The sequence below is a fragment of the Rickettsia massiliae MTU5 genome (assembly GCF_000016625.1).
Classification (GTDB): Bacteria; Pseudomonadota; Alphaproteobacteria; order Rickettsiales; family Rickettsiaceae; genus Rickettsia; species Rickettsia rickettsii.
Map to the genome: position 1 here is coordinate 1,218,212 of NC_009900.1, position 25,060 is coordinate 1,243,271.

Consider the following 25,060-nt stretch of genomic DNA (forward strand, 5'->3'; position numbering starts at 1 on the left):
CATAAAGTCTTAAAGAATGTTAGAATTACCTATTATATCTATCAGTATTTTTCTGCCGCTAATAAGCGTGCTATATATTTTGCTGTTTATTAGTCAAAGTAAAAAAGCAGATAAACCGATATATGTAATGTATGTTGCAGTGCTTAGTTCTGTTTTAACATTCATCTCAACTATCTATATTTTAATAGAGTTTGACTCCTCAAACCCCGCTTATCAATTTATTGAACGCTACGCTTGGCTTGATAAGATCGGGCTTGAATTCCATGTAGGCGTTGACGGTATATCAATATTTTTTGTGGTTCTAACTTCTTTTCTTACTCTTATTTGTATAATTGGAAGCTTATTTACCGTTAAAAAATATATTAAAGAATATTTGGTATGTTTTTTATTAATGGAATCTTTTTGTATAGGGGCATTTACCTCGGTAAATTTACTATTGTTTTATCTGTTTTTTGAAGCAATATTAGTGCCGATGTATATTATTATCGGCGTATGGGGTGGCGAGAATAGAATATATGCGGCTCTTAAATTCTTCTTATATACGTTCTTTGGTTCTGTATTTTTCCTACTTTCATTAATTTATATTTATAGCAAAATGCATAGCTTTGATTTAACTTATATCTTTCAGCTTACCGATAATATTCCATTATTTGCTCAGCAAATTTTATGGTGGGCTATCTTTATTGCTTTTGCCGTTAAAATCCCTATGATTCCTTTTCATACTTGGCTACCCGATGCACACGTACAAGCTCCAACCAGCGGCTCGGTTATTCTTGCCGGTATTTTGCTAAAACTCGGCGGTTACGGTTTTTTAAGAGTATTACTACCTCTATGTCCGAGTGTATCACAAGAATTTGCAATTTACGTAATTTACCTTAGCGTTATTGCTATAATATATGCATCACTTGTTGCTCTTGCTCAAAAAGATATGAAAAAGATGATAGCATATTCATCTATTGCACATATGGGATATGTTACGATAGGTATTTTTAGCTTTACTGAAGCCGGAGTTAGCGGAGCAATATTTCAGATGCTTAGCCACGGCGTGATTTCTTCATGTCTATTCTTAATAGTCGGTACTTTGTACGAAAGATTGCATACAAAAGAAATAGCTAAATATGGTGGTGTAGTAAGTAAAATGCCGGTGCTTGCCGCATTTTTTATGATTGCAATGCTTGGCTCTGTCGGGTTACCCGGAACTAGTGGATTTATTGGAGAATTTTTAAGCCTGCTTGGGATTTATAAGGTGAATGTAGTAGCAACCTTTATAGCAGCTCTCGGCATAATCTTCGGGGCGGTTTATATGCTGAAATTATACAAAGAAGTAATGCTCGGTGAAATTACCAATAAAGAAATTATGCATTTCAGAGATTTATATAAATACGAAATAATCTCAATAGCTCCTTTAATATTATTAATTATTTACTTTGGTCTAATGCCGAGTTCTATTTTAAATGTATTTAGCTTATCGGTGGAAAATTTGCTGGTAAAATTTTAATTGCTTACAAAAAATATAAATGCTACTCTAATTATAGAACTTAAAAGTGAGATTTATATGAAAAATAGCAAAAGAAGCTAAAAAATAAACCATGAATTTAGACAACGCAACTAAAAAACTAGGTCAAGAAGCTAATAAGGTAACAGGCATAGAAGATATAAGGCATGTGGTAAATCCTGATGCATCAGATCATAAAGAAGCTTTAAGAGATGCTCGTGAGAAACTTGGAATTGGTCATAATAATCAACAAGATAATACAGAATTAACTGGGACCACACCAGAAGAGCATCATGAAAATTAAATTTATTAAAAAGCAACAGATGTCATACCGTGGCTTGACCACAATATTTAGTAAAATTATTAGTATTTTGAATTGCTTTTATGGATACCGTGGTCAAGCCACGGTATGACAAGGACATGCTATCACTTCATCAATTACAATTTAAAAACTTATTTGATCTAAATATTACTTTTCTTCCTTCTTCTATCACATATATAAAAGGAGCCAACGGTTGTGGGAAAAGCTCGTTGCTACGAATGATAGCCGGCATTATGCAACCGAGTAGCGGTAATATCTACTATAGAAACTGTAATATTAACAATGTCGCTAAACTTTACTGCACTTATATCGGTCATAATTTAGGTCTAAAATCAGAAATGACTGTTTTTGAGAATCTAAAATTTTGGTCGGAAATTTATAATTCCGCTGAAACCCTATATGCTGCTATTCATTACTTCAAATTACACAACTTATTAGATGAAAAATGCTATAGTTTGTCTAGCGGAATGCAGAAAATCATAGCCATAGCAAGGCTTATTGCTTGCCAATCTGACTTATGGCTACTTGATGAAGTTGAAACTAACTTAAGCAACGAAAATAGGGATTTACTAAATAATCTAATTGTCATGAAAGCAAATAGCGGCGGTATTGTTCTTCTATCCTCTCATCTAGAAAGCTCTATAAAATCTGCACAGATATTACAGCTTGATTAATTATTATTGTTTTGCGTATTTTTATAAATCTCCCAAATGTACAATAAAAAAAGGCTAACTATAATCCAAATTGAACAATTAATTATTGTACTTACAGCATGTGTTTTAGTAACTTCTATATATTCATTCTTATAACTAATTCTCTTGTCTTCTAGCTCTTTTGGAGGCAACCCTTTTAATTGTTCATATAAATCCTTATCATATGATTTTAGCTTTAAATATTGCTCATTAGTACTATATGTTATGAGTTCCTCTTTTATTCCGGTAGGAATAATGTAATGAATGCATTAAATGTAATAGAGAGCGTTATCAATAAAACTATAGTAGTAACAAAACAAACTACCATACTATAAATCTGTTTTATAAACATAATTTTTTAGTTTTTATAATTATTTACAATTAAGAGAATAAAAGTCAAAAAAAAGCAATAATTAAATTACAAAGGTTTATGAAATCTCGAATACAAGGTTCGAATTTTCATGATATATTTTTTTAATTTAACTTTTTTGAAATGAACCTATTAACAGCATCACAATAGCATAATATACGTATATATTCCGAATAAATGAAGAGTAATTAAACGAGTATATTACCTATACTCGTAATCTTTGTGTAGTTTACTAGCGAGTGCCTGTTCCCATCTATCGCCATTTTGCAGTAATCTTTCTTTATCGTAAATAAGTGCGGTATGAGTTAGACTTGCAAACTCAAAATTAGGACCTTCAACTATTGCATCTACAGGGCAAGCTGCCTGACATAATCCGCAATAAATGCATTTTGTCATATCTATATCATAACGAGTAGTACGCCTGCTGCCATCTTCGCGTTCGTCCGCTTCAATTACTATCGCTTGTGCCGGACAAATCGCCTCACAGAGTTTGCACGCAATGCAGCGTTCTTCACCGTTTTCATAGCGACGCAGGGCATGTTCACCCTTAAATCTTGGACTAACAGGGCTTTTTTCATAAGGATAATTTATGGTAACTTTGGGCTTAAAGAAATACTTTAAAGTCAAAGCCATCCCCCTTACTATCTCATATAGAAAAAACGATTTTAAATAGTTTATCATAAAAATTATATATTAAAGATCGATGTATTTCTCTGCGGGGTATTGCCCGCATGGATACCGAGTCATCATTGCGAGCAACCGTAGGCTGCGTGGCAATCTCGTCAAATATCCTGAGATTACTTCGTCAATTACTTTGTAATTTCCTCGCAATGACGGGTAAACCGATCAAGCAACAATGACAATAACACCTAAATACTCGGTAAATTATCTGTATAAACAAGCACACTTGATACTAACACCACCCAAAATAAAGTTAGCGGTAAAAATACTTTCCAGCCAAGTCGCATTAATTGATCATAGCGATATCTTGGTAAGGTCGCTCTAATCCATAAAAAACAAAACAATAAGAATCCGACCTTAAATACAAACCAAAAGAACCCCGGAATACAATCTAACCACGATATATTAAAGGGCGGCAAGTAACCTCCTAAAAAGAAAGTCGTAGTCATTGCACTAACTAATATCATATTAGCATATTCACCTAGAAAAAATAAAGCAAATCCCATAGAGGAATATTCAACATTATAGCCAGCGACTAACTCCGATTCTGCTTCAGGTAAATCAAAAGGTAATCTATTTGTTTCGGCAAGCACCGAGATAAAAAACACGACACCCATAGGTAGTAGTATTAAATCAATCCACCACGGCATTGTTCTTTGTGCTTCAATGATCTCACTTAAATTGAGAGTACCGGTAGTAAGTAGCACGGTAATAATAACCAGCCCCATCGACACTTCATAAGAAATCATTTGGGCAGAGGAACGTATAGCTCCTAAAAAAGCATATTTTGAGTTACTAGCCCAGCCGGCAATAATAATGCCGTAAACACTTAAAGAGGAAATAGCAAGAATATATAAAACACCTACATTAATATCTGCCAGAACTACGCCCTGTGCAAAGGGTATAACTGCCCAGCCGATTAAACTTAATATAAAAGTTATCATCGGTGCTAAAATAAATAATATTTTATCGGAATTGGTTGGAATGATCGGCTCTTTGAATAAGAGCTTAACCGCATCAGCAATAGGCTGAAGTAATCCAAACGGACCGACAACGTTAGGTCCTCGTCGAAGCTGCATTAATCCAATAACACGACGCTCTGCATATGTTAAATACGCAACGCACAATATTAAAGGGATAGTAATTGCAACTACCTTTAGAGCGATGATAATTAACGGAAAAATATATTCAAAAAAGAATTCTAGCATGATTGTACTCTTATTATATCATTCCCGCAAAAGTGAGAATCCAGAAAATAATTTACAAAAAAAAGAACTGGATTCCCGCTTTTGCGGGAATGATATACGGGGTGAGAATAGCATACTTTTCATCATGCTGCCTCCCCGTCTCTTGCTTCCTTAGCCTCAACGCACTTAGCCATAGTGACCGAATTTTTACTAATCACGTCAGTCATATAATAATTAATAGGTTCTGCAGTTATAGGCTCTTTTGATAACTTATCTTTAGAACTAAACTTACTAAATTTATTTTTTATAATCCTATCAATACTAGCAAATACCTTATATTCTTTAGCAAGCCTTACTCTTACTTCTTGCAAATTATCCATTCCGATATCTATTATTTTTAGATAACCAGCAAGTTCTGTAATAATTTCTATATCTTCTTTAGCTACCCCTACAGGCGATACTGCTTTTTCTGCTATTTGCGGTCTACCTTCTAAATTTACGTAAATTCCGCTCTGCTCGGTATAAGCAGCCGCAGGTAAAATTACGTCAGCACTGCTAGCACCTACGTCCCCGTGATGTCCTTGATATATTATAAAAGTCGATTTCAGCTTATCAAATGGGACGGCATCCGCTCCAAGTAAATAAGCGAGTTCCAACTCTTCGAGCTTAATAGGAGTATTAAAACCAATATCAAGACCACCAACTATAGAAGCGTGATTATGCAATATATTAAAGCCTTTCCAATCATCACGCATAATATTATATTCAATCACTATCCTATGAATAAGCGATAATATAGCATATCCGTCATCTCTTGCATATACACCGTCACCTACTATAATTATCAGATATTTTGCTGCTTTTAAGGCTTTCGTAAACTCATGAGTACCAATGGCTAGCTCCTCAATAATCTTAATATCACCTCCTAAATCCTGAATTTTATAGGTTTGATTATGCCCTCCACCTATTCTTGCTACTTTTAGTGAGTCGGCACGTACTCGCATACCTATTCTACTATTTAATACTGGAGCTATTTGCCTTGGATTTGCTCCGATTAGCAAACATAAATCAGCCTTTTCTATCTCTGCAATAGTAGTATTAAATAAATAATTGCCTCGTTGCGTGGTATCTAATTTATAGTCAAACTGATTAACGCTGTAATTATTAGAACCAAGCTTTTGCAATAATGTTTTTAACATAAACATTGCTTCGACAGAAGAGAGAGAACCAGCAATAGCAGCAATCTTTTCTGGTTTTACTGATTTTATTTTATTCGCTACTGTCTTTAAAGCTTCACTCCAGCTAGCTTCTACTAACTTACCGTTTTTTCTGATATAAGGACGATCCAAGCGCTGATATTTTAAACCGTCATAACTAAAACGATTCTTATCCGAAAGCCACTCTTCATTTATTTCTTCATTAACACGAGGTAATATCCTCATTACCTCATCGCCTCTACTATCAATACGAATATTAGAACCTTCGGCATCATGCACTCCAATGCTAGCGGTATGTTTTAGCTCCCATTTACGAGCTTTAAAAGCATAAGGCTTAGAGTTCAAAGCACCGACGGGACAAATATCGATCATATTACCGGAAATTTCGGAATCTAAAGTTTGCTCTAAATATGAAGTTACTTCCATGTGTTCTCCACGGTGAATAGCTCCCATTTCCTCTATTCCCGCTATATCGCTCACAAATCTAATACATCTTGTGCATTGTATGCATCTAGTCATCGCTGTTTTAATCAGTGGTCCCATATATTTATCTTTAATAGATCTCTTATTTTCGTGGAATCTATTAGTACCTTTGCCGTATCTGAAAGCCTGATCCTGTAAATCACACTCTCCGCCCTGATCACAAATAGGACAATCTAAAGGATGGTTAATCAGTAAAAACTCCATCACCCCTTCACGTGCTTTTTTTACCATAGGCGTATCGGTATGAATAACCATACCGTTACTTACCGGCATAGCACAAGAAGCTATAGGCTTTGGTGATTTTTCCATTTCAACCAAGCACATACGGCAATTACCAGCGATTTTTAGACGCTCATGATAACAAAAATGAGGGATTTCTTTTCCTGCTTGTGTACAGGCTTGATAAACGGTGCTACCTTCTGATACTTCTATTTCAGAGCCGTCTACGTTCAGCTTTATCATTTTCATTTTATCCAATAAGTCATAGGGTTTGGGTATGCTTTGTCTTCTATCATATATTTAAAACCGATGGCAACACGCAGTATATACCAAACAGCGAGTATAAAGTATAGTACTACTCCAATCATGATAAACGTAAATATAAAACATACAATCCACCCAAGAACCCCAAGGCAAAAAGTACGAAATAAAAACACGTAATGACTAATTGCAAAGTTATCGCCTTTATCTTTGTTAAGATATGCAAAAAATACCCCGATTAACGGCAATATCGGAGCTACTATCCCGCATAAATATAATATATATACCACAATTAAATTTTTCTTACCGCTCTCGGTATATTCTTTAAGATGCTTGTCCATATTTTTACCTCTTTATGTCGTTCCCGTGTGGCGTTGTTGCATGGCTATCTGAGTTGTCATTGCGAGCAGCGGTAAGCTGCGTGGCAATCTCATGAAATAATAACAAACTCCTAAGATTGCGTACGTACAATTGCTACGCAATTTCCTCACAATGACGATACCAGCAAACTACCCCTTCAAACTCTCTACCACAAAATGCATAATACTACCGTGCTTTATATAATTTATCTCATTATCCGTAAATATTTGCAATATTAAATCGATTGTTCTTATTTCACCGGTTTGTTTTTTTATCACGCATTTAACAGGATTATAAGAGCTTATATTCTCGCTTAAGCCTGTAATGTCAATAGTTTCTGAACCGTCTAACTTTAAATCTAATCTTGTATTATTACCGGTAAAAGTTAACGGTAAAATACCCATACCTACTAAATTTGAGCGATGTATTCGCTCAAAGCTCTCGGCAATCACTGCCTTTACACCAAGCAACCCAGGTCCTTTTGCTGCCCAGTCTCTAGATGAGCCGCTGCCATATTCTTTACCTGCAAAAATCACTACCGGTACATCATGAGCTTTGTAGTCCATAGCTGCATCGTAGATAGTTTGCTGCGTGCCGCTTAACTGGTTTATGGTAAACCCGCCTTCTACACCTTTACACATCTCATTTTTTATACGAATATTAGCAAATGTGCCACGCATCATTACTTCATGATTTCCTCTACGTGATCCGTAAGAGTTGAAATCTAGAGGCTCTATATGATGGTCCGTTAAATATTTAGCAGCAGGGCTGGTTTTACTAATACTACCTGCCGGCGAAATATGATCGGTAGTAATAGAATCACCGAGAATTGCTAGAATTTTTGCAGATTTTATATCTTGTATATTATTCTTGCTGCCTATATCCTCAAAATAAGGCGGATTATTAATATAGGTACTATTCTTATTCCAGTTATAAGTAGAACTATTAGTAACCTGTAAATCTTTCCACTCTTTCGTTCCGCTAAATATATCAGAATATTTTTCTATAAACATAGAGGAATTAATGGAATTTGCAATAACTTCATCTATCTCTTCTTTGCTTGGCCAAATATCTTTTAAATAAATATTTTCTCCTATGGGCATATTTGTTAGATCTATATTAAGAGTGCCGCTAAGTGCATATGCTACGACTAAAATAGGCGAACCGAGATAACTTACTTTAGTAAGCGGATTAATTCGCCCTTCAAAATTCCTATTACCAGATAAAACAGAAGCAACAACTAGCCCGTTTTTGTTAATAGTTTCCTCTATTTCCGGATTTAGAGGTCCGGAATTACCGATGCAAGTAGTGCAGCCGTAACCTACTAGATTAAACCCTAATTCATCTAAATATTTATCAAGACCGCTAAGCTTCAAATATTCCGTTACGACTTTTGAACCAGGAGCAAGAGAAGTTTTAACCCAAGGTTTTACCTTTAACCCGTGTTCCAGTGCTTTTTTAGCAAGAAGTGCTGCACCAATCATAACCGAAGGATTAGAAGTATTAGTACAGCTAGTAATTGCTGCAATTACCACATCGCCGTTACCGATTTCGTAATTCTGATTTGCTACGGCATATTTTTTATCAATGTCTTTATTTTCTAAAGCAAAATTCGGTAATTCATATTTAAAATTACTTGCTACATCGTTTAAGTTTACTCGATCTTGCGGACGTTTTGGACCGGCAAGTGAACTATGTACCGTAGATAAATCTAGCTCTAAAACCTCGGTATATTCTGCCGCATGTTCAAAATCATACCAAAGATTCTGCTCGGTTGCGTATTTCTCTACCAATCTGATTTGCGTTTTTTCTCTACCTGTTAGCTCTAGATATTTTATAGTTTCTTGATCAATCGGGAAAAAGCCGCAAGTAGCACCGTATTCAGGCGACATATTAGAAATAGTAGCACGATCGGCAATCGTTAGGTTTTTAAGCCCCTCACCGAAAAACTCGACAAATTTACCTACTACTTTCTTTTTCCGCAACATCTTGGTAACGGTTAAAACTAAATCAGTTGCGGTAGCTATACCTGTTAATTTTCCTGTTAGTTTTACCCCAATTACCTCCGGCAGGATCATAGTAAGAGGTTGACCTAGCATGGCAGCTTCTGCCTCTATGCCGCCGACTCCCCAACCAAGCACCGATAAACCGTTTACCATAGTTGTATGGCTATCCGTTCCAACTAAACTATCAGGATAAAGGGTGCCGTCTTTATGCCACACGACTTTTGCTAAATATTCTAAATTTACCTGATGACAAATACCCGTACCCGGCGGCACTACTTTAAAATTATTAAATGCTTGCTGCCCCCATTTAAGAAATGCATAACGCTCTATATTACGTTTCATTTCCATTTGAACATTTTTATCGAATGAATCCTTAGCTGCATAAGAATCAACGCTTACGGAATGGTCTATTACCAAATCAACAGGAATAAGCGGGTTAATTTTTAACGGATCGCCTCCTATTTTCTTCATCGCATCACGCATAGCCGCCAAATCTACAATAGCAGGCACACCAGTAAAGTCCTGCATCAAAACTCTTGCCGGCATAAAATCTATTTCCGCATCAGATTTTTTAGTTTTTAGCCATTCTTTAAATACAAGTAAGCTTTGCTTTGAACCATTAGAACGTAATACATTCTCAAATAATACTCTTAAACTATATGGAAGCTTTTTTAAGGGAAGATCGATATCACTTGCTGCTTTATTTATATCGTAAATTTTGTATGAAGTATTATCGACTGATAACTCTTGTATATATTCTGAATTATGTACTTTTGACATTTGTTTCTCACTTGATTATGTGGAATGAACATCGTCATTGCGAGCAGCCGTAGACTGCGTGGCAATCTCAGGAAGATTGACAAGATTGCTGCGTCGCTTCGCTCTTCGCAATGACGGAAAAAAGCCTTGCAATGACATTAAAATAACCTTATCCCAAAACGTAGATTTTTCAAACAAATTAATGTTGATCTGATAAACGTTTTTAAAGATCGAGAAGCTTAGTTGCTATTTCCGCTTCACTTAAATTCGTAACGTTAATAGCCGTTTCCGTAGCTATATTAATATAATTTGCCGTTACTTTGGTTACACCACCGGAAATAAGATAAGTGTTTTCGGATTCATGCATATCATCTATATAAACCTGCACTAAACCGGCTTTTAAACTAACAATCATCAGAACGTGACTCGGCAGCACTCCAAACATACCCTCCTCACCCGGCATTGTTACCATTTTAGCTTGCTTTTCAAATGCAATACTTAAAGGAGTAATTATTTTGACTAGAATTGTTGCGTTCATAGAATAATATAGTAAAATTACTACGTCATTCCCGCGTAGGCGGGAATGACATCAACGTCACTTCAACGTCTGCGCCTTCTCTATAGCCTCGTCTATAGTTCCGACCATATAAAAAGCAGCTTCCGGTAAATCATCGTATTTACCCTCTACAAGTCCTTTAAAGCCTGCGATAGTATCGGCTAGATTAACAAATTTGCCTTCAGCTCCGGTAAATACTTCAGCGACATGGAAAGGCTGCGATAAGAAACGCTGTATTTTTCTAGCACGTACCACGGTTAGTTTATCTTCTTCGGATAGCTCATCCATACCTAAAATAGCGATAATATCCTGCAACGATTTATAAGTTTGTAAAACCTGCTGCACTTGTCTTGCTACACTATAATGTTCTTCACCGACAATCATCGGATCAAGTACCTGCGAGTTACTATCTAACGGGTCAACTGCCGGGTAAATCCCAAGCTCGGCTATCTGACGGCTAAGTACCGTTGTAGCATCTAAATGTGCAAAAGAAGTAGCAGGAGCAGGATCAGTTAAATCATCCGCCGGTACATATATAGCCTGCACGGAAGTTATTGAGCCGTACTTAGTAGAGGTGATACGCTCTTGTAGTTCGCCCATATCGGTTGCAAGAGTAGGCTGATACCCTACCGCTGACGGAATCCTACCGAGTAACGCCGATACTTCAGAACCTGCTTGAGTAAACCGGAAAATATTATCTACAAAAAACAAAACATCTTGCCCTTCATTCATATCTCTAAAACTCTCCGCAATGGTCAGACCGCTTAACGCAACTCTTGCCCTTGCTCCCGGCGGCTCGTTCATTTGTCCATAAACTAACGCTACTTTTGACTTTTCAGGCTCTGCAAGGTTAATAACACCCGAGTCAATCATTTCATGGTAAAGATCATTACCTTCTCTAGTTCTCTCACCGACTCCTGCAAATACCGTATAACCGCCGTGTGCTTTAGCTACGTTATTAATAAGCTCCATTATAAGCACGGTTTTACCGACTCCTGCACCACCGAATAGTCCTATTTTACCGCCTTTAGTATAAGGAGCAAGTAAATCAATAACTTTAATACCGGTTACTAATATATTACGCTCGGTTGACTGATTGGTAAAATCAGGAGCAGGCTTATATATAGAAGAAATATTTGAGCTTTTAATGTCTCCTTTACCGTCAATCGGCTCACCTACAACATTCATAATACGCCCAAGCGTCTCAGTACCTACAGGAATACGAATAGGACTGCCTGTATCTATTACTTCTACGCCCCGCACTAACCCTTCCGTAGAATCCATAGCAATACAACGCACCGTATCATCACCTATATGTTGTGCTACTTCCAGTACTATCCTTTGTTTATCATTATAGCACTCTAGAGCATTTAAAATTTCCGGTAACTCACCGTTATTCGTAAATTTTACATCCACCACCGCTGAAATAATCTGAGTAATTTTTCCAATATTTTTTGCCATGATTTTTTCTTTTGTTAAAAAATATACTACAAATAAAATGAAGAGCAGATAGACACAGTTTAATGTGGAAAAGAGCAAGGCGTTTCATATTTTTTGATCCTCACGTACTAGTATGTACGCTGCGGTCAAAAAATATGAAACAACGACGCCAATTTTGCAAATTAAACGAGTATATCTAAACCGCTTCCGAACCGGCTATAATCTCTATTAATTCCGTAGTAATAATAGCCTGTCTTGATCTATTTAGCTTTAAAACTAACTTGCTTATTAAATCATTAGCATTATTCGTTGCATTTTCCATAGCGGTCATTCTAGCTCCCTCCTCACTTGCTCTACTTTGTAGTAAAGCATAATTTATTTGGGAATTCACATATAAATTAATTAGATTAGAAATGAGATTCTCTCCCTCATATTCATAATTATAGTCAATTGATTTGGACTCGCCTACTATGTCACTCGTCGCTCTCCTATTATTTATAGGCTTCGCTCCTCGTTCCTTGTATCCGAATCCGACTAAATTAACTATAGGATTATCTATCATAGAATCATCCTGAGATTTTGCTACCGGTAAAATCTGTTGTCTAGTCATAATTTGAGTCATTGCGTTCTTAAATTTATTAAAATATATAACACAATTACTAACTTCTAGATTTTCTACTGCCGACATAATTTTTTGTTTTACTTGTAGCACCAGATTTTCATCATGAATTTTGGGTAACTCAAAATAACTATCAATATAACTTACATATTGCCTTTTTAGTGCTTCGTAACCTTTTTTTCCAATAATGATAAGTTTTATTTGTTCGCCTTTATTTTCTAACTCTTTAATATCATTCTTAACTTGCTTAATTATATTGTAATTAAACGTTCCGCATAAACCACGCTGTGATGTCATAACTATCAATAAATTTGCTTTATTCGGCACGGTATTAAAAAATCTCTGCTCTTCTATAGATAACTCATACATATCAATTGATAATATAGCAGACATCATTTTACTAATAGCCTCAATATAAAAATTTGAATTGGCTATTTGACTCTTTATTTTTGCCATTTTAGAAGCTGATACTAGTTGCATTGCTTTAGTAATCTTTTGTGTAGATTTAACGCTTTTAATTCTAGTGCTTAACTGCTTTAAATTTGACATATTTATTTAGTATTTTTATGTCATTGCGAGGAACGAAGCTTTGTTGCAATCTCGTCAAATATCCTGAGATTGCCACGCTCCTTTCAGTCGCGCGCAATGACGATTTAGTATCCACACAAAAACAACATCATCTTATTTAACAAATTTCTTAACGAAGTTTTCTAAAAATGCTTTCAGTTTCTGCTCGGTTTCTTCGGTTATACGTTGCTCGTTTTTTATTGATTCCAAAATATCTTTTTTATTTAACCTTATCTCCGTAAGCATTTTATCTTCAAATTCTTTTACTTTCTGAATCGGGACATCATTTAAATATTTCTTAGTTCCGACATAAATACTTACTATTTGTTCTTCTACCGGAAAAGGATGATATTGAGCTTGTTTTAATATCTCAACTAATCTTTTACCGTGATCGATTTGTGCTTTAGTGGCAGGGTCTAAATCTGATCCAAATTGCGAGAAAGACTCAAGCTCTCTAAATTGAGCAAGTTCTAGCTTTACCGAACCTGCTACCTGCTTCATAGCCTTTATTTGTGCTGCAGAACCAACACGGCTTACCGAAATACCGACATTAACGGCAGGTCTTACGCCTTTATAAAATAGCTCACTTTCTAAGAAAATTTGACCGTCGGTAATCGAAATAACATTTGTTGGGATATATGCGGATACGTCACCTGCCTGCGTTTCGATTATAGGAAGAGCAGTAAGTGAACCGCTGCCTTTTGCCTCTGACATTTTAGCAGCACGCTCAAGCAACCTTGAATGCAGGTAGAACACGTCGCCGGGATAGGCTTCTCGCCCGGGAGGTCTTCTAAGTAATAATGAGATTTGTCTATATGCAACGGCATGCTTACTTAAATCATCATAAATAATAAGTGCGTGCATACCGTTATCACGAAAATATTCGCCCATACTACAAGCAGAATAAGGAGCAATGAATTGAAGAGCTGCAGCTTCCGAAGCAGTAGCCGAAACAATGAGTGTATAGTCCATGGCTCCGGCATCTTCTAGTTTTTTTACTATTTGTGCAACACTTGATCTTTTCTGCCCAATAGCTACATAAATACAATAAATTTTATCACTTTCATTAGTAAGTGAATGAGCTTGTTTTTGATTAATAATAGTATCAACGGCTATAGCCGTTTTTCCGGTTTGCCTGTCACCGATTATTAACTCTCTTTGTCCTCTACCTATTGGGATTAACGAATCTATAGCCTTTATTCCGGTTTGTACGGGTTCGCTCACACTCGTTCTTTCTATTATCCCCGGAGCCTTCATCTCGATATGTCTGTACTCTTTACTTGCAATATCGCCTTTGCCGTCAATAGGATTACCTAGAGCATCAACAACACGACCAAGCAAAGCTTTTCCTACCGGTACTTCCAAAACTTCTTTAGTTCTTTTGACATTATCACCTTGCTGTACTTGGTTATCATCCCCCATAATTACAGCACCAACACTATCGTTTTCCAAGTTTAAAACAAGGCCCTTAACACCGGATTTAAATTCTACTACTTCACCAGATTTTACATTAGCAAGACCGTAAATTTGGGCTATACCGTCACCGACGGTTATTACCTGCCCTACTTCCTCAAGCTCACTTAAGCAATTAATATTAGCTATTTCCTTTTGTAATATTTCAGCTACTTCAATAGGCTTTAGTTTCATGTGGTTTATGTCTCCTAATTTTCTTGTCATTGCGAACGAGCATTGCCCGTGTGGATACCGAGTCGTCATTGCGAGGAGCGAAGCGACGTGGCAATCTCATAAAATATCCTGAGATTGCTTCGTCAATTACTTCGTAATTTCCTCACAATGACTATATAAATCTCTATGCAGCAACATTAACTGTCTTTAAAGCTTTCGTTATTTTCTCTAAACTACCTTTTATTGAGTAATCTTGCAACATACTATCATATTTAATTACAATACCGCCAATAATAGTACTATCTATATCAAATAATATTTCTGTTTTTTGATTTAATTCTTTTTCTATAAGAGATTTAATCCACTCCTGCTCTTTAGGTTGTAACTTATTTGCAGAAATAACCTGAACTATCTTTATATTTTTACTTTCATATAGTAAAGTATTATAAGCATCTACTATATTAGATAAACTAGCAGTACGAGAATTTTTTACCAATAACAATAAAAAATTTTGTACTATTGTGCTAATTTTGATATTTTTTGCTAACAAATTGACTGCGTTAATTTTGTCGTTCTTATTTACTATAGGAGAAAATAGGAACTCTCTAATATCAAAATTATCGGTAATTATACGGTTTATAGAAGTAATTTCTTCAAAGATCTTATCTTGTATATTATCAACCATAGCGTTATTAAATAACGCTACTGCATAATTCTCAATTAAATTACCTTTGTTCATTTTCTTAATTTATATCTCCGAAGTAAAATGAAACGTATATACGGAGATCAACTTCAACAAGAGCAAGGAGTCTATAAGACGAGGAGCGGAGCGTATACTTAATATGTGAGCACCACAGCTCTTATAAGACGACGTAGCCAATTTTTGAAGTTGATCGAATATTATATATGTATTGCCCTATCATAAGCAGAGAATACTGATTCATGCATCATTTCCGATAAAGTCGGATGCGGGAAGATAGTGTTAATTAAATCCAACTCCGTTCCTTCTAAATTTTTTGAAACCACATATCCTTGTATTAATTCTGTAACTTCCGAGCCTATCATATGAGCTCCAAGCAACTCACCCGTCTTAGCATCAAATATAGTTTTAATTAAGCCATCGCTATCACCGCTTACTAAAGCCTTACCGTTAGCTATAAAAGGAAATCTGCCTATTTTAAGCTCATAACCTAAGGTTTTTGCTACTTCTTCAGTCAAACCGACGCTTGCTATTTGCGGCGAAGAATAAGTGCAACTAGGAATATTATGTTTATTAATAGCATGCGGTTTTAAGCCTGCTATGCTTTCCGCTGCAATAATACCTTCATGGCTTGCTTTATGAGCTAAACAAGGCACTCCTGCTACATCGCCTATAGCATAAATTCCTGATGCCGCAGTTTGCATTAACCCGTCAGTAGTTATATAGCCGTTTTCTACTTTAATTTTTGTTTTCTCAAGACCTAAATTTTCCGTATTAGCTGTAATACCTACTGCCATAAGTAAAATTTCAGCTTGTAATTTTTGTGTTTTATCTGCTAACTCTAACTCAACTTCTATCTTATCTTTTGATTTTGTTTGCTTAATTAACTTAGCATTTGTAATAATTTTTATACCTTTCTTCTCAAAGTTCTTATGAGCGATTCCGGTAATTTCCGTATCTTCAGCAGGCAATATTCTATTATGTGCCTCAATTACGGTAACATCCACACCAATACTATTATAAAACGAAGCGAATTCTATACCGATTGCACCTGAGCCGACAATAATCATAGATTTCGGCACATGCTGCGGTATCATAGCTTCTTTAGAAGTCCAAATTTGTTTACCGTCAGGCTTAAAGCCTTTTAAAACCCTAGATCTTGCTCCGGTAGCTATAATAATATTTCCTGCTTTTACTGTAGGTTTATCATTTATATTTATTACCTTATTTCCTGCAAGACTTGCTACTCCGTCTATCACGGTAACTTTATTTTTTTTCAGTAGTAACTTAACACCGCCTGCAAGCTTATTTGAAATCTCTCTTGAGCGTTCGACTATTTTCTTAATGTTGATTTCAGCACCTTTAACATCAATTCCATAATCTTTAGCATGTTTTATATATTCAAAAACCTCAGCAGATTTAAGCAGGGATTTAGTCGGTATACACCCCCAATTAAGACATACCCCACCCAAATGCTCTTTTTCTATTAATACAACTTTTTTCTTTAATTGTGCTGCTCTAATTGCTGCAACATATCCACCTGGACCACCGCCTATAACAGCTACATCATATTGTTCCATTTTATTTTTATTTTGTTAGTTTGTTTGTTATGAGCATTAACGTCATTGCGAGGCGATGCACAGCATCGACGCAGCAATCTCAGGAATCATACACTATCTCATGAGATTGCCACACGCTCCTTTCAGTCGCTTGCAATGACGAAAATGGAAATGACACTAGAGTATACTACTCTTTAACATCCATCTATTCTTTTCATGCACCTTAATTCGTCCAATAATCAATCATATCGGCTGTGTACCCTCATCGCCCTCTGCTTGTGCTACTTTGAGTCCCTTATATAATGTATCTCTAATAATATCTTGATCTTTTGTTAAACTTTTAAGCATTTCATTTGCTGTTGCGTTTGGATTTGCCTCATCTATAGATGCAAGTTTTATTAAATCTGATAATGCGGGAACTTTAGCATTTAAACTTCTTATTCTTTCAGCTAAATCTTCATACTGCCCCTCAAATAATAAATGTAAACTTCTACACTCTGCTCCTTCTACATTCCAATGATAATTTTGTGTTTTAAAATATAAAGCATAGCTATCTTGCTAAAATTTGTTCTAAAGCTTTTCCCCTTAAATTTCTATGAACTTTTTGAGTTTATAACATTTCTTTAGATACTGCAAGCGATATTGAAATTTATATAATTGCACCTAATTGCAATGATTATAAATGATTATATATTAATTATTAATTTTTGTTAATAATTTCTTGACTATCAAATAAATACTGCTGATTATGCCCTTCAATTTTAAAAATCCAAAGGAATAGCAAAATGATACATCAATTAACTTCATTTTTAACCACTGTGGCAAGAATTACTACAGCAAGAGCAACAATATTGGAGATCAAGAATATAATATGCTTCAAATAGGATATAACGGAGAAAATTATTATATAGATCCTACTACAAAAAATTTAATTGTATCGCATTGTCCTAAAAACAATATGGCAGCGATGGAGTGTAGCAAAGGAATTGAATTATTAAATAGCGATATCATGAACCTAATATTTAAAGGGTTTTCAAAATAAAAAAAGCGTTAACTAGAGACGAGGCTATTATTACTGCAGTTAATGATAATGGAGACGATATACGAGATTATATATTTAAAAAACAAGGTGATAATACTTTTATGTATGAGGAAGCATTGATGAAAATATGTCAAGAAAATTTTCGTTATTATTCTGATCCACAAAATTATACTAAAATTTAAAACCCTACTATTGAGTATATACTTAATACTGCAGCAACTAATAACCCTATTACTATAGGTTATAGTAAAGGATACGAAATATTTGAGGTACTTAAAGGAAATAATTTGAATGGAACTTCTTCAGAAATAAAGAATTTAATATCTAACCCGATATCTAGCACTACTCAAGGTACTAGCACAATAGAAAACTTATTAGAACTCATAACACAAGACTTATCTGAAATAGCAGCTAATCCGATTAATAACACCGTAGCAAACCTTACTAATACTGCTTTCAATACAACTTACAACTCTCAAGAAAATATGTTTGATGAGAGTGATAACGATAATTCCTTGGTGGTTGCTCAATATATAAGCATATTGGCACAGCTGTAGTTGCGCCTCCATAGCTGTTATAATAGGTGTAGGGGTAACTTGGTATGTTAGAAATAAAAACGCAAAAAAAAGCTAAATTAAAACAATATATTGATGAAATTGAAGCTGAAAAACTTGCTGCTGAAATTAAGGAAGATGTTACTACTGAAAATAACACTCTACTTGATAATGATCATGCTATGGTAGATATGACCGGAGTGAAGAAGAAGGTACTTTAGTATAGAGAACCTAGAGTATTGCTTTTTAATCAACAACCAATAGCAAATTCACTGTTGGTTGTGGCCTCGAAAATAAAAATTGAGATTTATTTCAATTCTTTTAGCTTTTCTTTCGCTGCTTCTTTAGAACGTCGCCCTGCATAAGAATCATAATTTTTATTATCTTCAATGAAATGTACAAAGAAAACTGTTCTGTCATTTTTTTGTAGCCAACCTATAAACCATCCGATTTTACGATCCTTTAACTTTACAGTTCTATCTTGGCTAAGTTTATTACCGCTGCCTGTTTTACCGTAACGCTTCCAACAATCTACAAAATCTTCAATAAACAAAATATTTTTATTTCTTGGGCTTTAACACTTACAGGCAATTTATTCTCTGCTAGTTTCTGAAGAAAAGCTAATTGTTCTTACGGTGCAATTTCTAAAGAACTAGAAAACCATGCATTAGTAACCGTTATTCTTTCCTTTATCTCCTGAAATATCACGATTACCATAATCAAATTTTGTTACATAATCACGAAATTTTTCAAGACCTAATTCTTTATTAGTAATAATCTGAGAATACCAAACACAGCTATTCTTCATCCAATCTTTCAGGTGTTTGGGATTGTTTCCAAACTTCAAGATAGTCAGCATATCATTCTTTAAAAGGTAATTTTGGATGAGTTTCATCAATTAAAACCCATCATCATAACCCATTAAACTTATAGCAATTTTAAATGTTGAGCATGGAGCATAACGAGACTTGCAATTACCTTCTTGTTTTATAATTTTATCATTTTCATTTAACTAAAAAACAATCCGCTTGAGTTATAAAAGGTATAGTAAGTGATATTAGGGCAGTGAGATATAAAATAATTTTTTTCATAGGTTAAAATAAAAATAGGTGGTTTTGTTGCATGATACCGATGTTATGCCCATGGAAGCGGGAATCCAGGAAAAAAGCAGAAATACAGCAAATTTTAAAAATTAAAAGTTCGATTTATCTCGCTTTACCCTGGATTCCCGCTTCCACGGGCATGACATCGAGAACAGGGAATGACATCGGCTTAAACTAATTATACAGTTTAGTAAATTTCCTGCGATTGATCTTCCTTACTCGGTACATAATCAAAAATATCATTATTATCTTGATTATCAATCATATCTTCATTCTCAAGCATCTGAACATTATTTGCTTTAAATGCTTCTATAACAGTACCGCTTGGTGTAATTTTACCAGTTGCTCTATCTACGGCGATTAGCTTAATTGAATCTGGAACTTTGAAAGGCAGCGATGGCTCATCCTTATAAGCATTACTCATAAAATCAATAAAAATCGGTAATACTACGTTTGAACCTGTTGCTCTTTTTCCAAGCTCTTTCGGTATATCATAGCCCACATAACTGCCGACTACTATTTTGGGTGTAAAACCTACAAACCATGTATCTTTACTATCGTTACTAGTACCGGTTTTTCCGCCGATAATTTTTCCTAACTTCTTCGCAGCATAACCGGTACCTCTATCTATTGCTCCGGTTAAAAACGAAGTAATTTGATAATCACTAGCTTCATCTGTAACTCTATAGATATATTCTTTCGGTATTTCTAATATTGCGGTATCTAAATTACTATCCGAAACATTACAAGCAAGACATTCTCTATCATCGCGCCTATAAATAATTTTACCGTTACGATCTTTAATTAATTCTACAAAATGAGGCTCAACTTTTTTACCACCGTTAGCAATAATTGCATAAGCATTAGTCATTCTGCTAAGTGTGGTTTCAATTGAACCAAGTACCATAGAGTAAACTTTTTTTGGTTCATTATTAATACCGAAACGCTTAATTATATCAACGATTTTTGTAAGTCCTACGGCAGTTGCAACTCTTACGGTTATAAGATTACGAGATTTTTCAAGACCAGTACGCATAGTGATTTCACCTAAAAACTTACCCTCATAATTTTTAGGACGCCAACTAGGCATCCCTGGACCTTGCGAAATCTCAATAGGTCCATCGTTAAAAATCTGATTCGGCTTAACACCATTTTCAAGAGCTGCTAAATAAACAAAGGTTTTACTCAAAGAACCGGGTTGACGAAGTGCTTGAGTTACTCTATCAAATTTACTTGTGGAAAAATCATAACCGCCGACGCTTGCAAGTACCTGTCCGGTATTTGGGTTCATAACCATAATAGCACCGTTTACTTCAGGAATCTGACGAAGAGCATACCCCTCTTTGATACCCTCAACCACTATCACATCACCTTTTTTAAGCAAGGTCTTAACTGATTTAAGATTACTTCTTGCCCATTTCATTTCAGCAATAGGCATCTTAGATTTGCTGCCGTCTATAAGTCCAATCTCTACATGATTATCGGCTACATCTAGAACTACAGCCAATTTATACTCTAAAAGCGATGGAGGAGTCGGTAGTTTTTTTAGCTCTCCTTGCCAATTATCAAGAGAAATATTAGCTATAGGTTTTCTAAAACCACGCTTTCTATCAAACTCCCTTAGACCTTTTCTTAGAGAGTTTTCAGCTAATTGCTGCATCTTTGCATCTAAAGAAGTAATGATAGTAAGACCTCCGGTATAAAATTCTTCCTTACTATTTAACATCCTAATTACTTCTTCTCTGACCTGTGCAGCATAATAATCTGCCGTAACAGTTTCTTCTTTAGCTCGTTTACGTAAAACTATCGGGCTATTCATAGCTTCTTTCGCAGCGTCTCTTGTTATATAACCATCTTCAAACATACGTGCTATTACGTAATCACGACGAGCTTTTACTCTAGCATAGTTTCTCTCAGGATTAAGTTCGGAAGGAGCTTTAGGCAGTGCCGCAATAAAAGCTGATTCTGCAATAGTAAGTTCCTCTACGGATTTATTAAAATAATTTTGTGCAGCTGCCGCAACACCGTATGCACCACGACCAAAAAATGTTTGATTAAGATATAATTCTAAAATTTGATCCTTAGTAAATACTCTTGAAATCATATAAGAAAGAATCGCTTCTTTAATCTTACGTTCAAGAGAAACTTCGTTAGTTAGCAGAAAATTTTTAACCACTTGCTGAGTAATGGTAGACGCTCCTTCCATACGCCTATGATGTAAATAATTAGATATGTTTAAAAATGCCGCTCTAACTATTCCAAGCAAATCAACGCCTGGATGGTTATAGAAATTCTTATCCTCAGCTGCAATAAAACTTTCTATTAGCGAACTCGGTACGCTATTAATCGGTACAAATACACGACGTTCAAAAGCGTACTCCTCCATTAATTTGCCGTCACGGGAATAAATACGCGTTACCGACGGTGGATAATAACGTGCAAGCTGTGAGTAATCAGGCAAATCACGTGAATAGTGGTATATTATATAAGCAGTAATCCCGCAACCTACTAAAATAAGGAAGGCAAAAATTTTTAAACAAAAAAGAAGAGATTTATACATGACTTACTAATATTTCGCCGGTTAAACTATTAAGTGAAGCCTTAGTAATTTTTATATCAACGATTTTACCAAGTAAAGATTTATTAGGGTTTTGGATATATACGGACTGCATGTATGGAGTTTTACCTATTATCTGATCATCGCATTTACCATTGCGATCAAATAGAACTTTCATAGTACTACCAACACAACTTTCATTAAAAGCTAGTTGCTGAGCCATGAGTTCTTGTTGTAATATAGTTAATCTCTCTGATTTTATATGTTCAGGTATTTGGTCGGTTTTAGTTGCACCAGGTGTGCCGGGACGTGGGCTATATTTAAACGAATAGCACTGACCATATTTTACTCTGCGGACCAAATCTAACGTATCCTCAAAATCTTCATCTGTTTCACCGGGAAACCCGACAATAAAATCAGAGGATAAAACTATAGCGGGCCTTGCTTCTCTTAAGCGATTAATTATATCAAAATAATATTCCCGATCATGTTTGCGGTTCATGGCTTTTAATATTTTATTTGAACCTGACTGCACCGGTAGATGTAGAAACGGCATTAATTTAGGTTCGGTGCCGTGCAGTTTTATTAGATCATCATTCATATCTATCGGGTGTGAGGTGATATAACGTAATCTCTCTAAATTGGGAATTTGTGCTAGATGTTTGAGTAAATCGGCTAGACTAAATATTTTATCTGCAGGACCTTTACCGTGATATGCATTGACATTTTGTCCAAGTAACATAATTTCTTTAGCACCGCTACTAACTACTTTTAGTGCTTCTCTGTAAACCTGCTCTACATTTCTTGAAAATTCAGCACCTCTAGTATAAGGTACTACGCAGAAAGTACAAAATTTATCGCACCCTTCCTGTACCGATATAAAGGCACTTGTTCCTTGCGGATATAATTGCTCAGGTAGCTGATCAAATTTTGCTTCTTCAACAAAATCAAGATCGATTAAGTGCTTTTCGTGTCTAACGACTTTTGAGATTAATTCCGGTAGGTTATAATAAGATTGCGGACCGACAACAATATCAACATAAGGAGTTCTTGTAAAAATCTCCTCCCCTTCCGCCTGTGCAACACAACCGGCTACAACTATTATTGCAGAACTTAAACCTTGTTTTGTTCTGGTATCTTGTAGTTTCTTAATACGACCAAGTTCAGAATAAGTTTTCTCGGCTGCTTTCTCTCTGATATGACAAGTATTTAGAATAATAACAGCTGCTTCTTCAATATTTTCAGTAGGTTCATAGCCAAAGGGATAAAGCAAATCCTGCATCTTAACGGAGTCATAAACATTCATCTGACATCCGTAGGTCTTAATATAAAGCTTCTTACTCATAATTTTTTATATATATCTTTAAACTAAAAGCCTAGTATACGAAGATCAAATTCAAAAAGAACGAGGAGTTCACAAGGCAAGATGAGCTGCGTATAACGTAATACGTGAGAACCGAAGCTCTTGTAGAACGACTCAGCCAACTTTTGCAGTTCATCGAATATACTATATTTAATTAACTTTATCAATCTTTAAACTAAAACCTTGATGGGCATTGCTCAATAACTAGAGATATCTTTAAAAGCCCCCATCATTGCGAGGAAATACGAAGTATTGACGAAGCAATCCAGTTAAAAATGCTAATATTTAGATTTTTATTATTTTTGCTAGATTGCCACGCTCCTTGCAGTCGCTCGCAATGACGATTAGGTGTCCACGTAACAATGCCCGCTCGCAATGACGACTCCGGTATCCACGCAGGCAATGCTGAGTTAGGAATGACACTCAATCCTTACTGATTAATTCTTGCTGTGCAGATTCTTTCGGTGATTTCTTTTAATTTTTCTCTTCTTTCAATAAGACAAAGCAGCTATTCTTTAGTAATTTTATAGTTTTTATCATATCTTGCATCAACATAAGCTTTTTCAAGAAGCTCAAAACACTTTTTTTGTTCTTCGGTTAATTGAAGAAATACACTCCATAATTCATTATCATAATTTCCTGCCATGCTACCTAGTTCTTGTACATTATGTAATTTAGGTTTGTAGTTTGAGAAAACTAATAAAAAATAGTACTGTAAAGACTTTCTGTAGCTTGATGAGAAGGGCAAAGGCTGATAAAGCAAGCATACTCCAAATCGTTTAAATAAGTAGTTGCCCCTTTTAAAAAACCTTTACCTCTACCAAACCAATATTCATAATAATCTTTAGCGATGTCTTTCATCTCGCTCCAAGGTAAATCTTTAGCCTCGCTAAGTATAAATTCACTGCTATCATATAAAAGAATACCTTCTTTTTTTATATCGGTATAAAAATAACGTCCTTTTCTAACTGCCTATTTATTTCCTCTATTGACTCTAGAATTATCGATATTCTTGAATCATACGGAATAATTTGCTTAGGGTTTATTATTCCTGTTTTTTCTAATCTTATATTATATATATATTATCTTTTAATCTTAAAGCAGTGTATCCTTTATATTTACCTTTTTTCAGAATTATCAAAATATCAGTATCGCTATGATAGCCGTGAGGTTAGATCACGTACCCAATCACCTCTAGCAAAAGAGCCGTACAAGATAATCATAGAGATTTTTCCTGTGCAATATCTAAAATCTGTTGCACTATAAAATTAAGCCTTGCTCTAATTTTAAGAGAACGTTCGGGTAAGGTGGTTTTCATTTAA

21 protein-coding genes and 3 pseudogenes are annotated in these 25,060 nt (G+C 35.2%); 6 read left to right on the top strand and 18 right to left on the bottom strand.

Going from position 1 to position 25,060, the window contains the following annotated elements:
- The first annotated feature begins 16 nt into the window (after positions 1 to 16).
- The 3 genes from RMA_RS06615 (at position 17) to ccmA (ending at position 2,491) form a co-directional block, all read left to right on the top strand.
- Positions 17 to 1,498 carry an NADH-quinone oxidoreductase subunit M gene (locus RMA_RS06615; RefSeq protein ID WP_012153180.1) on the top strand — a complete coding sequence of 494 codons (1,482 nt, stop codon included), beginning with the start codon at positions 17 to 19 and terminating at the stop codon, positions 1,496 to 1,498.
- Between the two features lie 91 nt (positions 1,499 to 1,589).
- The gene (locus RMA_RS06620) at positions 1,590 to 1,799 is read left to right on the top strand and encodes a hypothetical protein (protein ID WP_041404879.1); all 210 of its coding nucleotides are present in this window, start codon (positions 1,590 to 1,592) and stop codon (positions 1,797 to 1,799) included.
- A 116-nt stretch (positions 1,800 to 1,915) separates the two neighbouring features.
- A complete protein-coding gene (gene ccmA / locus RMA_RS06625) occupies positions 1,916 to 2,491 on the top strand; it encodes a heme ABC exporter ATP-binding protein CcmA (protein ID WP_041404880.1) in 576 nt (191 codons plus the stop codon).
- Between the two features lie 589 nt (positions 2,492 to 3,080).
- On the opposite strand, the gene nuoI is transcribed toward ccmA, so the two are convergent.
- From nuoI to RMA_RS06685, 13 genes and pseudogenes are all read right to left on the bottom strand, one after another.
- Positions 3,081 to 3,560 carry an NADH-quinone oxidoreductase subunit NuoI gene (gene nuoI, locus RMA_RS06630; protein WP_014365379.1) on the bottom strand — a complete coding sequence of 160 codons (480 nt, stop codon included), beginning with the start codon at positions 3,558 to 3,560 and terminating at the stop codon, positions 3,081 to 3,083.
- 188 nt (positions 3,561 to 3,748) lie between these two features.
- Positions 3,749 to 4,768 carry an NADH-quinone oxidoreductase subunit NuoH gene (gene nuoH / locus RMA_RS06635; RefSeq protein ID WP_041404881.1) on the bottom strand — a complete coding sequence of 340 codons (1,020 nt, stop codon included), beginning with the start codon at positions 4,766 to 4,768 and terminating at the stop codon, positions 3,749 to 3,751.
- A gap of 122 nt (positions 4,769 to 4,890) precedes the next feature.
- A complete protein-coding gene (nuoG, locus tag RMA_RS06640; RefSeq protein ID WP_041405053.1) occupies positions 4,891 to 6,909 on the bottom strand; it encodes an NADH-quinone oxidoreductase subunit NuoG in 2,019 nt (672 codons plus the stop codon).
- 2 nt (positions 6,910 to 6,911) lie between these two features.
- Positions 6,912 to 7,268: a DUF4870 family protein gene (locus RMA_RS06645; RefSeq protein WP_012153185.1), complete on the bottom strand. Its 357-nt coding sequence runs from the start codon at positions 7,266 to 7,268 to the stop codon at positions 6,912 to 6,914.
- A 168-nt stretch (positions 7,269 to 7,436) separates the two neighbouring features.
- Positions 7,437 to 10,073, bottom strand: a complete 2,637-nt coding sequence (gene acnA / locus RMA_RS06650; protein ID WP_012153186.1) for an aconitate hydratase AcnA — start codon at positions 10,071 to 10,073, stop codon at positions 7,437 to 7,439.
- A gap of 15 nt (positions 10,074 to 10,088) precedes the next feature.
- A complete protein-coding gene (locus RMA_RS10085) occupies positions 10,089 to 10,250 on the bottom strand; it encodes a hypothetical protein (protein ID WP_187145887.1) in 162 nt (53 codons plus the stop codon).
- Positions 10,251 to 10,275: 25 nt separating this feature from the next.
- On the bottom strand, positions 10,276 to 10,590 hold the full coding sequence (locus tag RMA_RS06655) for a F0F1 ATP synthase subunit epsilon (RefSeq protein ID WP_014365374.1): 315 nt from the start codon (positions 10,588 to 10,590) through the stop codon (positions 10,276 to 10,278).
- A 57-nt stretch (positions 10,591 to 10,647) separates the two neighbouring features.
- Positions 10,648 to 12,069, bottom strand: coding sequence for a F0F1 ATP synthase subunit beta (atpD, locus tag RMA_RS06660; protein WP_014365373.1), 1,422 nt, complete (start codon positions 12,067 to 12,069; stop codon positions 10,648 to 10,650).
- A 175-nt stretch (positions 12,070 to 12,244) separates the two neighbouring features.
- Positions 12,245 to 13,216 (bottom strand): ATP synthase F1 subunit gamma, encoded by a 972-nt coding sequence (atpG, locus tag RMA_RS06665; RefSeq protein ID WP_041404882.1) that lies wholly within the window; start codon positions 13,214 to 13,216, stop codon positions 12,245 to 12,247.
- Between the two features lie 132 nt (positions 13,217 to 13,348).
- Positions 13,349 to 14,881, bottom strand: coding sequence for a F0F1 ATP synthase subunit alpha (gene atpA / locus RMA_RS06670; protein ID WP_041404883.1), 1,533 nt, complete (start codon positions 14,879 to 14,881; stop codon positions 13,349 to 13,351).
- Positions 14,882 to 15,044: 163 nt separating this feature from the next.
- Entirely contained in the window at positions 15,045 to 15,599 is a 555-nt protein-coding gene (atpH, locus tag RMA_RS06675) for an ATP synthase F1 subunit delta (protein WP_041404884.1), read from the bottom strand.
- 161 nt (positions 15,600 to 15,760) lie between these two features.
- Positions 15,761 to 17,140, bottom strand: a complete 1,380-nt coding sequence (gene lpdA, locus RMA_RS06680) for a dihydrolipoyl dehydrogenase (RefSeq protein ID WP_012153192.1) — start codon at positions 17,138 to 17,140, stop codon at positions 15,761 to 15,763.
- Between the two features lie 156 nt (positions 17,141 to 17,296).
- A pseudogene (locus tag RMA_RS06685) lies at positions 17,297 to 17,684 on the bottom strand (Dps family protein).
- Positions 17,685 to 17,990: 306 nt separating this feature from the next.
- Here RMA_RS06685 and RMA_RS09595 point away from each other — a divergent pair.
- From RMA_RS09595 to RMA_RS10090, 3 genes are all read left to right on the top strand, one after another.
- On the top strand, positions 17,991 to 18,161 hold the full coding sequence (locus RMA_RS09595; protein ID WP_238375456.1) for a hypothetical protein: 171 nt from the start codon (positions 17,991 to 17,993) through the stop codon (positions 18,159 to 18,161).
- Between the two features lie 287 nt (positions 18,162 to 18,448).
- Positions 18,449 to 18,718 (top strand): hypothetical protein, encoded by a 270-nt coding sequence (locus tag RMA_RS07670; protein WP_049749377.1) that lies wholly within the window; start codon positions 18,449 to 18,451, stop codon positions 18,716 to 18,718.
- 44 nt (positions 18,719 to 18,762) lie between these two features.
- Positions 18,763 to 18,936, top strand: a complete 174-nt coding sequence (locus RMA_RS10090) for a hypothetical protein (protein ID WP_187145888.1) — start codon at positions 18,763 to 18,765, stop codon at positions 18,934 to 18,936.
- Between the two features lie 86 nt (positions 18,937 to 19,022).
- Here the strand turns inward: RMA_RS10090 and RMA_RS06700 are convergent, their stop codons facing one another.
- The 5 genes and pseudogenes from RMA_RS06700 to RMA_RS12330 form a co-directional block, all read right to left on the bottom strand.
- Positions 19,023 to 19,268 carry a penicillin-binding transpeptidase domain-containing protein gene (locus tag RMA_RS06700; RefSeq protein ID WP_238375457.1) on the bottom strand — a complete coding sequence of 82 codons (246 nt, stop codon included), beginning with the start codon at positions 19,266 to 19,268 and terminating at the stop codon, positions 19,023 to 19,025.
- A 114-nt stretch (positions 19,269 to 19,382) separates the two neighbouring features.
- Positions 19,383 to 19,637: pseudogene (locus RMA_RS08920) on the bottom strand (penicillin-binding transpeptidase domain-containing protein).
- Between the two features lie 368 nt (positions 19,638 to 20,005).
- Positions 20,006 to 22,378: a penicillin-binding protein 1A gene (locus RMA_RS06710; RefSeq protein ID WP_012153193.1), complete on the bottom strand. Its 2,373-nt coding sequence runs from the start codon at positions 22,376 to 22,378 to the stop codon at positions 20,006 to 20,008.
- Positions 22,371 to 23,720, bottom strand: a complete 1,350-nt coding sequence (miaB, locus tag RMA_RS06715; protein ID WP_041404886.1) for a tRNA (N6-isopentenyl adenosine(37)-C2)-methylthiotransferase MiaB — start codon at positions 23,718 to 23,720, stop codon at positions 22,371 to 22,373. The genes RMA_RS06710 and miaB overlap by 8 nt, the downstream gene beginning before the upstream one ends.
- 448 nt (positions 23,721 to 24,168) lie before the next feature.
- A pseudogene (locus RMA_RS12330) lies at positions 24,169 to 25,056 on the bottom strand (HEPN domain-containing protein).
- Positions 25,057 to 25,060: the final 4 nt, after the last annotated feature.

What these genes read in the sequence shown, in the direction of transcription:
- miaB (WP_041404886.1), bottom strand. Translation starts at nt 23,720, where the DNA reads ATGAGTAAGAAGCTTTATATTAAGACCTACGGATGTCAGATGAATGTT.
- atpA (WP_041404883.1), bottom strand. Translation starts at nt 14,881, where the DNA reads ATGAAACTAAAGCCTATTGAAGTAGCTGAAATATTACAAAAGGAAATA.
- lpdA (WP_012153192.1), bottom strand. Translation starts at nt 17,140, where the DNA reads ATGGAACAATATGATGTAGCTGTTATAGGCGGTGGTCCAGGTGGATAT.
- RMA_RS06645 (WP_012153185.1), bottom strand. Translation starts at nt 7,268, where the DNA reads ATGGACAAGCATCTTAAAGAATATACCGAGAGCGGTAAGAAAAATTTA.
- RMA_RS09595 (WP_238375456.1), top strand. Translation starts at nt 17,991, where the DNA reads ATGCTTCAAATAGGATATAACGGAGAAAATTATTATATAGATCCTACT.
- RMA_RS06615 (WP_012153180.1), top strand. Translation starts at nt 17, where the DNA reads ATGTTAGAATTACCTATTATATCTATCAGTATTTTTCTGCCGCTAATA.
- nuoI (WP_014365379.1), bottom strand. Translation starts at nt 3,560, where the DNA reads ATGATAAACTATTTAAAATCGTTTTTTCTATATGAGATAGTAAGGGGG.
- nuoH (WP_041404881.1), bottom strand. Translation starts at nt 4,768, where the DNA reads ATGCTAGAATTCTTTTTTGAATATATTTTTCCGTTAATTATCATCGCT.
- atpG (WP_041404882.1), bottom strand. Translation starts at nt 13,216, where the DNA reads ATGTCAAATTTAAAGCAGTTAAGCACTAGAATTAAAAGCGTTAAATCT.
- RMA_RS10090 (WP_187145888.1), top strand. Translation starts at nt 18,763, where the DNA reads ATGTTAGAAATAAAAACGCAAAAAAAAGCTAAATTAAAACAATATATT.
- RMA_RS06655 (WP_014365374.1), bottom strand. Translation starts at nt 10,590, where the DNA reads ATGAACGCAACAATTCTAGTCAAAATAATTACTCCTTTAAGTATTGCA.
- RMA_RS06710 (WP_012153193.1), bottom strand. Translation starts at nt 22,378, where the DNA reads ATGTATAAATCTCTTCTTTTTTGTTTAAAAATTTTTGCCTTCCTTATT.
- ccmA (WP_041404880.1), top strand. Translation starts at nt 1,916, where the DNA reads ATGCTATCACTTCATCAATTACAATTTAAAAACTTATTTGATCTAAAT.
- RMA_RS06620 (WP_041404879.1), top strand. Translation starts at nt 1,590, where the DNA reads ATGAATTTAGACAACGCAACTAAAAAACTAGGTCAAGAAGCTAATAAG.
- atpD (WP_014365373.1), bottom strand. Translation starts at nt 12,069, where the DNA reads ATGGCAAAAAATATTGGAAAAATTACTCAGATTATTTCAGCGGTGGTG.
- acnA (WP_012153186.1), bottom strand. Translation starts at nt 10,073, where the DNA reads ATGTCAAAAGTACATAATTCAGAATATATACAAGAGTTATCAGTCGAT.
- nuoG (WP_041405053.1), bottom strand. Translation starts at nt 6,909, where the DNA reads ATGATAAAGCTGAACGTAGACGGCTCTGAAATAGAAGTATCAGAAGGT.
- atpH (WP_041404884.1), bottom strand. Translation starts at nt 15,599, where the DNA reads ATGAACAAAGGTAATTTAATTGAGAATTATGCAGTAGCGTTATTTAAT.